Raw genomic sequence first — 12,346 nt, 5'->3', positions numbered from 1 at the left:
TCAATACCTTCGCCAAAAAAAGATTATGAAGAGAGAGGGCTGGCGTAGTAGAGTTATTGTCTCTCACAACGACAACTCAAAAACTACAAGCAGCCCATGTTCAACATCTTATCACTGTTACAATGCCTGTTACCGCAGATCAACGCTACAACGATGCGGCAATTGAACCAAATAATCCTGGCGATGTTAGCAATGAGCGGTCGAGTCACTATGTTGGGAATTTCGCGTTGGGCAGGCATTGGTGGTAGTTATCGGACGATGTTGCGGTTCTTTCATACAGTAATTCCTTGGGCGACGTTGTTTTGGCTATTTTTCCGCAAGCATTTGTTCCGTGCGAATGAGGTGTATTTACTTGCAGGAGATGAAGTTGTAGTGAGTAAATCAGGAAAACAAACTTATGGGCTGGATAGATTTTTTTCTAGCCTCGTTAGCAAACCTATATTAGGACTATCTTTTTTTACATTATCATTAGTAAGTGTTGAACAAAGGCACTCGTTTCCGATTCGGATAGAACAGGTAATAAAGAGCGATGTAGAAAAAAGTAGCCTGTCATCAACCCCAGAAATAAACAAGAAAGAGAAACGTAAGCGTGGACGACCAAAAGGGAGCAAGAACAAGAATAAAACAGAGGTTATTCTCACATCTGAATTACTAAGAATTAAGAAGATGATTAATGAGTTAATCAAGTTAATAGCTAACTTTATTCCCCTGTCATACTTAGTCTTGGATGGTCATTTTGGGAACAATAATGCCTTGCAGATGGCTCGGCAAGTTAACTTGCACATAATTTCCAAGTTGCGCCATGATTCTGCATTATATATACCTTACCAAAACCCTGATCCCAATCGTCGTTCCCGTCGTAAATACGGTAACAAGCTGGATTATTGTAATATACCTGACGCATATTTGTGTAAAAGTACCATTGAAGACGATATCAAAACTGATATTTATCAAGCTACTTTACTCCACAAGGAATTTGCCCAATCACTGAATATAGTTATTTTGGTTAAAATCAATCTTAAAACTAATGCTTGTAGTCATGTAATTCTATTTTCAAGTGATCTAAAATTATCATTTGAAAAAATTATCGACTATTACAAGCTTCGTTTTCAAATCGAATTCAATTTTCGAGATGCCAAGCAATTTTGGGGATTAGAAGATTTTATGAACTTGAGCCAAACTGCTGTAACTAATGCTGCTAATCTAGCATTCTTTATGGTCAATTTATCCCACTATCTTCTTGCTGATTTTCGTCGGCACAATCCCGGTTCCGGCATTATTGATCTTAAGGCTTATTATCGCGGCTTTCGATATGTTCGTGAAATGTTAAAAATGCTTCCTGAAATGCCTGAGCCTATTTTATTAACCCAGATTTTTGCCAAGCTTACTTCTTTAGGACGTATTCATCCCCTTTCTACAGGCGTTGAACCCTCGTAAATTGGCTACGGTATTGTGTATCTTTGCCAAATTGATCCAAAATTTCTTGTCTGTCAATATCCGGTTGTCGCTGTCCGGGGCCACCGTGGGTTGCAACGACCAACACTTTTGCATCTGGTTCTCGATTTTTGATTAGCGTAATCCACTCTTTGACAAAGCCCTGCTGGGGGCCTTCCCGTGGCTTCCAGATCACCAGATAAACGGCTGGCGCACTAAAAAACAACTGGTGCGTCGGTCGATAAACCCGTTGACCGCCAAAATCCCAACCATTGAGTGATATCTTTGTGCCACTGTCGGGATCGGTGACGATTACAGGTTTAATTTCAATCCCGTGAGTCGTAGGGCGACCATCCACCCATTCATCTCCCCGCAATGCACCCAACAGACAACTCTTGCCCACTTCACCCTCGCCAATTAGGATTAGTTTGGCTTCGTTTAATGTTATCTGCGCTTCTGACTTTGCCCGCAGATATTGGAAGACAGCTTCAGTACCTTGCTTATAGGCAGCAAGAATGTCGGGGTTAAGGGGGTTGTTGTCCAGATTAAGTTCCTGCAAGTGAGGGAACTGCGCTAGCGGTTTAGGTAAGTCTGTTAGCTGATTGTTAGATAAGTTAAGTCTTTTCAGTTCTGTAAGTTCACTTAGCCAATCAGGTAATGATTCTAAACTGCATTGAGGAACCCATAACTCCTCAAGACATTTCAATTGTCGAATACAGAAAGGAAGCGTCCGTAGAGTATTGCTTTCTTGCCCTTGTCCTAAACGTAGACGCTTAAGATTTAAAAGTTCACCAAGTGTGTTTGGTAGGTCAGTAAGGTGATTACCACTAATTAACAAAAATTCTAGTGATTGTAGTTTGTTAATCCACGTAGGGATAGTTTTCAATCTGTTTCGAGAAATTCTTAGGTCTTTCAATTTCCTTAAATTCTGTAAACTGTCAGGTAATTCACTAAGTTCGTTGTCGTAAAGATAAAGGTCGCGCAACTCAGTCCATTTACCTAACCATTCAGGCAGAGTAGTCAAACGGTTGCTACCCACATGAATCAGTTGTATTTGGGTGAGAGATGCGATCACTTCTGGCAGTTGGGTCAATTGGTTGCCGCCGAGGTTAAGTTCTTGCAATTGAGTCAGGGATGCGATCACTTCTGGCAGTTGGGTCAATTGGTTGCCGCCGAGGTTAAGTTCTTGCAATTGAGTCAGGGATGCGATCGCTTCTGACAGTTCGGTCAGTTGGTTTCTGGAGAGGTTAAGCTGTTGCAACTGAGTCAGGGATGCGATCGCTTTTGGCAGTTCGGTCAGTTGGTTATCGGAGAGGTCAAGATTTTGCAACTGAGTCAGAGATGCGATCGCTTCTGGCAGTTCGGTCAGTTGGTTGTCGTTGAGGTCAAGATTTTGCAACTGAGTCAGGGATGCGATCGCCTCTGGCAGTTCCGTCAATTGGTTTCTGGATAGGTCAAGCTCTTGCAACTGATTCAGAGATGCGATCGCCTCTGGCAGTTCGGTCAGTTGGTTGTCGTTGAGGTCAAGCCGTTGCAACTGAGTCAGGGATGCGATCGCCTCTGGCAGTTCCGTCAATTGGTTTCTGGATAGGTCAAGCTCTTGCAACTGAGTCAGGGATGCAATCGCCTCTGGCAGTTCCGTCAATTGGTTTCTGGATAGGTCAAGCTGTTGCAACTGAGTTAGGGATGCGATCGCTTCTGGTATCTCAGTGAGTTTCATGTTGCTGAGATCGAGTTTTATTGCTCCCTCTCGCTGTGCCTTTTTAATACGCCGCTCTGCTTGCCGATAAGATTTATCTCTTAGCATGACCAAATCCTTTTTCTCACTACCAGAATTGGAGTAATAGCTAGATTTTTCTGGTTAACAGCCCATACAGTAAATTTAGCCAGAAAATCTTAGCCTAACATTCCAACAAACGGCAGCAACGCTACAGATAAAAATTAATTGACTTGCTGAAAAATAAAATATATGTAGATGAGGGCGATCGCATTTTTGAAATGGTGCGATCGCTCTTGTACATTAACTCAATGCGTGGAGCGATGGTTAGAATTAGGTATCTGTGCAAAATTAATTTCTTATTTTTCCACACTGACGATTGGTAAGCATTTGATTCGCTTGGGAATTTTCCAAATTTACTTACTGCAACCTGTAGAAATTTGCGATCGCGTATAGTGATTATCCAGGGTTATCAAGAACCGGAATCATTTTTAGCAGCAGCACAGCGTCAGTTAGAACAACTGGGTATCCAGGGAAAAGCCTTTATTACCAAAAATACTGATGGTAGCCCAAAACGTAGAAGTATCAAAATCAAGCGCTTTACGGTTGTGGGTTTTGGGTTAGAAATCATTAATCTCAGCAATGAAGATTCGCTAACATTGCTGAGATATGGCATTGGGGGAAAGCGTAAGATGGGCTGTGGCGTTTTTGTACCAGTCAAGAGAAAGGGAAACGCAAGTTAAAGCTGGTTTTGACTACTATCCAATATAAGTTTGAGAGTATTTCCCAGAAATAAACAAGATGTCCGTAGTAGCTAGTGTTGTCAACCCCAAAATCCATTTAAATCTGGGCGATCCAAGCATAACTTGGATACATCGTGCTGGCATAGCAGGACTTTGGATGACGCTCAACCAACTAGAAAAACTATACCCAATACCTGCGGAACGACCTGGTAATTTAACTTGGTTGCTGACTCCTCGCAGTATCAGCCTTGAATGGAAAGGGCAGGATTTCGTAGTTTTAGACTGGCTGCTAAAGCAATCTTTTCAGATTAATGAAGAAGGTCTAATTTCGCTGACAGGCTTAAATACGCATTCAATCAATATTGAAACTCAAATTAATATTCACTTGGGAATAACAGGAACGTTTCTCCAACATAATCAGGTTTTTAAATTTGACGGCGGTAAATCCTGGTCATTAATAGTTGATGGTATAGAAATCGATGTCGAGTATAAGAAAGCAGTTTCCTATGCTCATCAACATTTTGCTAAACAACTCTGTGATAAACAAGGTCAATTATTTGGACAATCAATTGGTGTAGCAGGGTGGCTATATCCGGGGTCTGTAGTTCGTCATGTTGCTTTTACAACAAAAACTAAGTTTGAAGAGAAACCACAATTGGCTTTTGCTCTTTTATATGCTCCTGTTGCTTGCCACTACTATGTTTTGCGATCGCACATCAAACTGGAAAACACACAATATGCCCTAGTTATACCTGAAGTGGTTGACTTAGAAATTTATGCCCAGGAATACTGGAATTTGGGAAATTTAGATTACAAGTATTTCCATGTATCTAGCTTAGGAGATGCTGCATTAAGATTCCTTACTTGCGAAACAATTATAGAACTGGCTACACCCAATCAAGTAAAACGATGCCAAGTCATGTTATTTGGAACGGTAATTTGGTCAAAGCAGCAAAAAACTCGCATAGAAATAGCGGTGGTAGAAGCGACTGAAATAATAGATTTTATCTATAAGCTTAGTCGTATTTGTTTTCCAGAGGGCCAATTTATTAAATATAAAAATAAAAATCTTATCATTAGCGATGTGTTTACGGGAAGAATTGCCGATAACTTAGTAAAGGGCTTTCCTTGGTGGGCTAATTTATATACAATCTTTCAAAATAAAAGTTTATTGAAACTCATTACTAATGATGGAGTTTATAAGATGATTCAAAACTCTGAATGGAATCTAGAAAGTCAAAAACTATTTATTAAAGCTTGTCATGAGGCATTGAAGAAAATATACGCTAAAATTTATGGGCGAACAAATGAAGGTCAATATGCTCAAATTGAACGAGAAAACACACGTATTTTATCGCAACTAGGACGTTGTACAAATGCTGAAAACTTTCGGAAATTTATTGCGGAGTTTTGGGGAAGAGCAGGTCAACTTTCTATCTTAGAAAAACACTGGGAAGAATTACTGCCATTAACTTCTGGGATAATGGATTGGAAAGTTGCCAGAGATTTAACTTTTATTGCTCTTGCTAGTTATCCAAAAAGCAATATGGTTGAGAAACAAATATTGGAAATCTCTGATTCTAACAGTGAATAATTACACATTTTTTTGCTTAATAAAACACAAAACATGAATTTAATAGGCAATTTTAAATGTTTCATTTATTCGGTAATGTTTTGACTAGCTATGGAACCGCAGCTAATAATCGTGGGGAAAATGAAGGTAATATAACTCCCTTACAAAAATTAATTTGGAAAGGTGAAGTTCATACTACTATTTCATCTGAGGCGATTCGTTGGGCATTAAGGTACTACTGGCAAAATGTTGGCTATCCGGTGAATCGACGTTGGGATGAGAATGCTCAACCAGTAGCAGATCATGTTTTGCAAGATCCCAACTTTGATGATATTCGCTTTATTGATGATGATGTTTTGGGATTTATGCAGGCAGAAGCAGCAAAAGTGGAAGCGTCAGATGAGTCTGAAGGCGAGTCCGAAGGAGCATCTCAAGATGAGAACAAAAAAAGTTCTAAAGGTAAAGATAAGCAAAATTCTCCACGTAAGGGCAAGCAAAAGCCTAAAGGGAAAATAACTGCTAGGAGAGGTGTATTAGAAGTTACTCGTGCAGTATCAATGATACCCTTTACGGGAGACATTACCTTTAATGCTGTTAGTGGAGTAAAAGGACGAAATTCTCTTTATGCCACAGAGATTCATGCTACTCGTTATCAATATGGTTTTGCATTGACACCCGATAGCCTCAAAGATAAATCTCGCATCCATGCTGTTCTAGATGGTTTGATTTCGATTGGTGAAGTGGCGGGAAATCACGCCCGTTTTTTGTATGATTTCTCCCCTGAAAGTATAGTATTGCGGTGGACACATGATTTTTCCCCTCGTTTTCTATATTGCTTTGAGCAAGACGAACTGGGAAATTTGTCAGTATCTAACTTAGTGCGACAGGTAGAGGTGGGAGATATTGATCCCAAAGAATTATGGATTGGAGGCTTAATTTCTCAAGGTTTAGAAGATTTGGGAGCAAATGTGTTTCCTGGAGTGAAGTCGGCAGTCAAAGCATTAAAACAGGTCATTGCTGAAGATTTGCAGTTGTCATCGGGGAGCGATTAACATGACGACAATTGCTTTGAAAGTTGAAGTACCTATTGCTTGTTTTCGTCAATCCCGTGCTAGAGAATACGCTGAAACGTATCCAGTACCACCGCCTTCTACGGTGTACGGGATGTTACTTTCTCTGGTTGGTGAGACAGATCGTTATAAACATTGTGGAACTCAATTAGCGATCGCGCTCTTGTCTAAACCAGAAAAATCTATTGTAATTCGGACTTTTCGCAGGTTTAAAACGAAAGATATCCATCACCCTAAGAATGCTAAACCTGATTACCAAGAGTTACTAACGAACATTGAGTTTGTAGTTTGGGTGAACATGAAAACAGACAAAGTAAAGCCTACTTTACCAGAACGTTTGCAGCAGGCATTTGCGAATCCCGCTTCTATTAATCGATTTGGTGGACTGTGTTTAGGTGAAAGTCGGGATCTTATTAATACTGTTACCCTTCTACCTGAGAAGTATCATGGTGAGTCGCTGTGGTGGTTAATTACAGATGAAGATGGTTCGCTAACCCTACCCTACTGGGTTGATCATGTTGGGTCTAAGGGAACGCGCTGGCAGTGTTATGAGCTTCAAGAGTCCCAAGTATGGCAACCACCGGATTTATCATGGACAACAAGTAAGGATTCAGGTGGCAGAGTATTGACAAAGGGAACACTTGAGGGAGAATATCACAAATATGAACCAAAACCTGCCTCAAAAATTAGACCCAGAAAGCTTGAACCAGTTGCCGAAAGAAAAACTGGTAGAGATAATTATTGAGCAGAGCAAGGTAATACGTGAGTTACAAAAAATCATTTTTGAACTACAGCAAGAAATAGAGCGTTTAAAAGTCAGTAGAGATTTAGACAGTTCTAATTCGTCGAAACCACCATCTCTTGACATCCACAAAAAGAGTGAAAACAAAAAGGTACCCCTGCAAGAAGAATCAAATCAACCGAAAAAGAAACCAGGTGGACAGCCAGGACATCAAGGTAAGACTCGTAAGGGGTTTGGCAGAGTAGACCGTTATGAAATCTTACGTCCAAGTGATTGTATCTGTTGTGGTAACAAAGCATTTGCACCCCTAGCAGTAAAAGTAGAAAAACAGGCTGTAGCGCAATTGGTAGAACGTCCCATTGAAATAGTAGAATATCAACGCCATACCTGCGTGTGTGAGTGTTGTGGAAATGTACAAACAGCCTCATGGTCGCCAGATATCGTTCCAGGGCAAGATTTAGGAGTTAAATTACAGGCGTTCTTAGGATGGGTAAACAATTATGCACACATGCCTTATGAAAAACAGCAAGAAATGTTATGGGAACTGGGACAAATTGATATTGGGCTTGTTCGTTAGTCGCAACTAATGAACGAATCCAACAAGCGATTGAACCAAGCATTATTGAATTAAGTAATTGGGTAAAACAGACACAACCTAACATCCATGTGGATGAAACACCTTGGTCAGTTAAAGGAGTCAAAGAATGGTTGTGGGTAGTTGCCAATTCTGATTTCTGCCTGTTTACTGCGGCTGACACTCGTTCACGAGCCGAATTCTATCGAGGAATTTTTCAACACGGATTACCAGTATAAACCTTTTGGTGAAAGGCCTTGGCTGTGTCTAAATGCTGCGGTAGACCATTATCTCAAACCAGTAATAAATAATCTTGTCGTCACTCACTGTTTGGATAATAAAAAGCCGTTAGGTACTTTTTTTTGTTCCTGTGGGATGGTTTATTGCAGAACTGGCCCTGATGAAACTGATGAAGATAAGCAGCGAATTGGTAAAGTCAAGACATACGGTCAATTCTGGGAGCAGAAGCTAAAAGAACTGGTAGAAATCCAAAAGTTAGGTCTACGAGAGACAGCAAGACAACTCAAGGTCGATTCCAGAACAGTAAAACGCTATACTGGCATACTTAAGCTAAAAACTTTTTGGAAATCTTCAGAGGAAAATCAGCTAGTAGACTCACAGAAAGTTTTAAACTTAAATCTAAATTTAGCCAGTGATCACAGAATCAAATACAGGGAAGTTTGGAAAGCTTTACAACAGCAGTACCCAGAAGCCTCAAAAACTACTTTGAGGGGATTAGCCAAGGGAATCTATATTTGGCTATATAGAAACGACAAAGAGTGGCTCAACAAAAATTCGCCATATTTAAAAGTGCCTGTCCCTTGCTCCGGTAAAGTTGACTGGGCAGAAAGAGACAAGCAAGTTCTCGAAAAGGTAAAAACTGCTGTCCGAACACTTCTGAGTGCAGAAAAACCCGCGAGAATCACTATTGGCAGGATAGGGAAAAGTATTGGCTTACTGGCACTACTCGAAAAACATTTGGCAGAAATGCCACTGACTAAGGTTTATTTAGAATCAGTCACAGAAACTGTAGAGGATTTTCAGATTCGGCGTATTAAGTGGGCAATTAAGCGGCTTGATGATTGCGGAGAAGAAATTCAGCCTTGGAAGGTGATTAGACTGGCTGCGCTACGAGAAAATTGCTCACAGAGAGTACAAGCGGCTCTAGAAAGTGAGCTTTCTAAACAACCGGATTAAGTTAATAACACTTTCTTGATCAGCAATCGTATAAATATTCAATTAAGTAGTTTACTCTAGTTTTAGATTTAATTTCGGCAATCATGAATTGCTTTTCTTTACAGGTAGCTTACATTGAGGTTACAGTAATTAAGTTGTTATAGAATCGGATAAATGCCAACTAAGAATAAAACATACAAACCTAAAGTACTAGATTTATTTTGTGGCGCTGGTGGAATGAGTTTAGGATTTCAAAACGCTGGTTGTGAAATTTTGGGAGGTATTGATAAGAATCTATATGCTATTAAAACTCATCATAGAAATTTTCCTAACTGTAGATTCAAATTTAATGCAATAGAAGTTGAGTCTATTTCCGATTTTAGTAAACTTAAAATAGCTCCTGGAGAAGTTGATATTTTAATTGGCGGTCCACCATGTCAAGTCTTTTCAGTAGTTGGTATTGGTAAAATGAAATCTTTAGATAAAGATATTCAAAAAGATTCTCGAAATTTTATGTACAAACATTTTGTTAATTTTATTAATTACTATCAACCTCCTTTTTTTGTGATGGAAAACGTAGATAATTTAGCAAAAAAAACAATATTTTCTGAAATTCTTAGAGAGTTAAAATCAGGACTAGCAGAGCATAAATCCACATATCCAGGGTATAAAATTTTCTATAAAGTTTTGAGTGCTTCAGATTATGGTGTTCCTCAGTGTAGAAAGCGACTTTTTATAGTAGGTGTACGTCAGGATTTAACATTATCATTTGATTTTTATATGTTAAAAAAATCACCCGTTGTATCTGTGGAAGAAGCTATTAGTGATTTAATACCATTACATCCTTTATCCAGATATACACCTCTCATATCCTTATATGTAAGATATTTGTCTTTAAAGGGTAAAATTGTTGGTTTAGCAGGCGAAAAGCAAAAGGATAATAGGAAGCCTTACCTTTATTCTCCTCAATCAGAATATCAAAAAAAAATGAGGAAAAGTCTAACTACTGAAGAAGAATTAGAGGGAGTTTGGAACCATATCTGTCGTTCTCACAATCCTGTGGACTTAGTTTGCTTTGCAATGATCCCTCCTGGAGGAAAGTACACAGACTTACCTGAATCTATGAGACGTTATCGTTGGGACATTTTTGATGATAAGTATAAACGTTTACCTTGGGATAAAGCTTCTTGGACTTTGACTGCTCATATGCAGAAGGATTGTCTTGCTTACATTCATCCAAAGCAAAACCGTACAATTTCTGTTAGAGAAGCTGCTAGATTACAAAGTTTTCCAGATCATTTCGTGTTTGATGCTCCTATGACCAGAATGTTTGAATTAGTTGGAAATTCAGTTCCTCCTATTCTTGCAGAAGCGATAGCAAAACCTATTGTTAAGCAAATCAAGGCTTATAGGGCAAGCCTTCAACTAAGTAATTAGACGCTGTTATGATTAGCACATATAGAAAATTTTCTACTGTTTATATTGTCAAGGTAAATTTTCTAATAACAACTGCCTATCAAGTAAAGTATTTCTGTGTTCGCAAGAAGTTTCAGAAATGAACTGGCAAGCATAACAAGCAGAGCCATTAACTCTATCTTCTCCAAATTCTTCTTCAATACAAATTGGGTCATTAGAGCAAGCATCTACATTGCGTAGAGCAGACTTAAGAATACGTTCAAAATGAGGCACTAAACCGATTAGTCCTCCCAATGTACCATCCCCTCCAGATTGGGCTGTATAAAGTAGTAAACCACCAACGGTCTTATTATTTTCCGTGTAGGTGTACACTCGTTCCCTAATAGCTGCTGACGAATAACCAGAATCCACTGATAGTGCTGTAATTAAACGATGACTTAGTGTATGCCACCAGACAAAAACAGGGTGTAAATAACTTGTTTGAGATCCCGGCATAGCCTTAATTTTTCGGTAGCCATCGGTCGAGTTATAAGCTGACAACCAACGACTATAAGCCGACCCTTTTAAAGGAAAATGTTCTGAAATGCCTTTTGGTTCTTCCGTAGATATCAAATCTAAAAAAATACCTTCACCAAATAACTCAACACCTGGATGCCAAGCGATACTTTCATCAGGTGGTCTATACTCAACAGGTACAACTTTAGGCTGTGGATCATCCTTATCTGTGCTAATCGGTCGTGTATAACCAACCTGTACCATTACCACCCGCAAGCGACTAAGGGGTGTAACCCGTAAAATTCGTCCTGAATCTAATGTGAATGTCTCCACATTTTCGTGGTAAACTTCAAACTGATTTGGGCCACCAGGTTTATCTGAACGATGCGGTGGAGCGCCATAACAAGCAGCGTTACTCAGACTTTTAAACTCTTCTTGTTTCAGGTTTTCTTCAGTTGCGTTGTGTTGTCTTGTTTGTTCATTAAGAACATCATTAGCAGCATCAAGGATTTCTCGTTCACTGTATCGCTTAATAGTTTCAATAGATGTTTGGTTTAAAAGTCGTTTTGTCACCAAATCATCTAACATCTGGATAATTTGGGATTTGGATTCTATCTTCATAGGCAAAGCAGCAAGAATAGCTCGACATTGTAGCAAGCGATGTAGGGCGGTATCCAGTGGTGGAATTGTTAGGGCAGTTCGCAGTTCAGACACCCTTAAATTAGCAGCACCACGCTGAATAATTTTGGCTCGTTTCTCACATCCTGCTAGATATTCTCTTCGTTCTGGAAATCTACCACTACATTGAAATTCTCTAGAGTAAGCTTTCCCAAAATTTTCTGCTCCGCCACAATTGGGACAGATAATCTGTATATTTCTGATCGCACCTCCACCCCCTTCCCATTTGTAAAAGTCTGCTCCCTGACATTCGCGTTTATGTTTTATCAGTGAGCGCCACGGGACTTCATTCAGATGTCCATGAGAACAAGCTAGAACAAATCTGACTGCCTCTTCACGAGATTTATCCCAAGCCTTATAAGAATTTTGTAGTTGTCCACAACTTGGGCAACCAACTTTTTCCTCTCTTCTATGTTGATAGAGAATCCCATGTTTTGTACATAAAGACCAAGTGGGAAAATGGTAAGTTTGGTAAACTGAAATGCTTTCAGGTTTTCCTAAATCAGCATTGGAGGGAATATAGAAAATTTTATTGCCATTGAGTAAGGTTTGGGAGAGCCTCAAGTCTGTAATTTCATAATCTTCAGGTCTGCGCCCATTATCAAATAACTTGGATTGGCTTGGTGCTGCAATCACCACTGGGCCATCTGGTGTTTCTAGAATACTACCTGGTCCAAAGGTGGTAATGTATTGTGAAGGACGCAAAGATTGACCTTTACTTGCCATAG

At 39.5% G+C, this 12,346-nt stretch carries 10 protein-coding genes and 1 pseudogene; 9 read left to right on the top strand and 2 right to left on the bottom strand.

What is annotated here, in order from left to right; translation table 11 throughout:
• Positions 1-96 precede the first annotated feature (96 nt).
• Positions 97-1,437, top strand: coding sequence for a transposase (locus tag F8S12_RS24740; protein ID WP_196518948.1), 1,341 nt, complete (start codon positions 97-99; stop codon positions 1,435-1,437).
• Here F8S12_RS24740 and F8S12_RS24735 read toward each other — a convergent pair.
• Positions 1,415-3,241 carry a leucine-rich repeat domain-containing protein gene (locus tag F8S12_RS24735; RefSeq protein ID WP_196518947.1) on the bottom strand — a complete coding sequence of 609 codons (1,827 nt, stop codon included), beginning with the start codon at positions 3,239-3,241 and terminating at the stop codon, positions 1,415-1,417. The genes F8S12_RS24740 and F8S12_RS24735 overlap by 23 nt on opposite strands.
• A 168-nt stretch (positions 3,242-3,409) precedes the next feature.
• Here F8S12_RS24735 and F8S12_RS24730 point away from each other — a divergent pair, with 168 nt between their 5' ends.
• The 8 genes and pseudogenes from F8S12_RS24730 to F8S12_RS24695 all read left to right on the top strand — a co-directional run bounded on the left by F8S12_RS24730 (position 3,410) and on the right by F8S12_RS24695 (position 10,466).
• Positions 3,410-3,607 carry a hypothetical protein gene (locus tag F8S12_RS24730; RefSeq protein ID WP_196518946.1) on the top strand — a complete coding sequence of 66 codons (198 nt, stop codon included), beginning with the start codon at positions 3,410-3,412 and terminating at the stop codon, positions 3,605-3,607.
• Positions 3,607-3,894, top strand: coding sequence for a type I-MYXAN CRISPR-associated protein Cas6/Cmx6 (gene cas6 / locus F8S12_RS24725; protein WP_196518945.1), 288 nt, complete (start codon positions 3,607-3,609; stop codon positions 3,892-3,894). The genes F8S12_RS24730 and cas6 overlap by 1 nt, the downstream gene beginning before the upstream one ends.
• Before the next feature lie 58 nt (positions 3,895-3,952).
• Positions 3,953-5,488, top strand: a complete 1,536-nt coding sequence (gene cas8a1, locus F8S12_RS24720) for a type I-MYXAN CRISPR-associated Cas8a1/Cmx1 (RefSeq protein ID WP_196518944.1) — start codon at positions 3,953-3,955, stop codon at positions 5,486-5,488.
• A 56-nt stretch (positions 5,489-5,544) separates the two neighbouring features.
• Positions 5,545-6,519 (top strand): DevR family CRISPR-associated autoregulator, encoded by a 975-nt coding sequence (locus tag F8S12_RS24715; RefSeq protein ID WP_196518943.1) that lies wholly within the window; start codon positions 5,545-5,547, stop codon positions 6,517-6,519.
• A gap of 1 nt (position 6,520) precedes the next feature.
• On the top strand, positions 6,521-7,282 hold the full coding sequence (cas5, locus tag F8S12_RS24710; protein WP_196518942.1) for a type I-MYXAN CRISPR-associated protein Cas5/Cmx5/DevS: 762 nt from the start codon (positions 6,521-6,523) through the stop codon (positions 7,280-7,282).
• A pseudogene (locus F8S12_RS24705) lies at positions 7,200-8,053 on the top strand (IS66 family transposase); the annotation flags it as partial. The gene cas5 and the pseudogene F8S12_RS24705, both read left to right, overlap by 83 nt.
• The gene (locus tag F8S12_RS24700; protein ID WP_196518941.1) at positions 7,998-9,050 is read left to right on the top strand and encodes a TnsD family Tn7-like transposition protein; all 1,053 of its coding nucleotides are present in this window, start codon (positions 7,998-8,000) and stop codon (positions 9,048-9,050) included. The pseudogene F8S12_RS24705 and the gene F8S12_RS24700, both read left to right, overlap by 56 nt.
• Before the next feature lie 153 nt (positions 9,051-9,203).
• Entirely contained in the window at positions 9,204-10,466 is a 1,263-nt protein-coding gene (locus F8S12_RS24695; RefSeq protein WP_196518940.1) for a DNA cytosine methyltransferase, read from the top strand.
• A gap of 48 nt (positions 10,467-10,514) precedes the next feature.
• Here F8S12_RS24695 and drmB read toward each other — a convergent pair whose 3' ends face one another.
• Positions 10,515-12,344, bottom strand: a complete 1,830-nt coding sequence (gene drmB, locus F8S12_RS24690) for a DUF1998 domain-containing protein (RefSeq protein WP_196518939.1) — start codon at positions 12,342-12,344, stop codon at positions 10,515-10,517.
• Positions 12,345-12,346 lie beyond the last annotated feature (2 nt).

The sequence above is a fragment of the Nostoc sp. WHI genome (assembly GCF_015714725.1).
In the GTDB taxonomy this organism is placed as follows: Bacteria; Cyanobacteriota; Cyanobacteriia; order Cyanobacteriales; family Nostocaceae; genus Nostoc.
The sequence above is the reverse complement of the archived record's forward strand: the minus strand, read 5'-3'. Positions and strand labels throughout refer to the sequence as shown.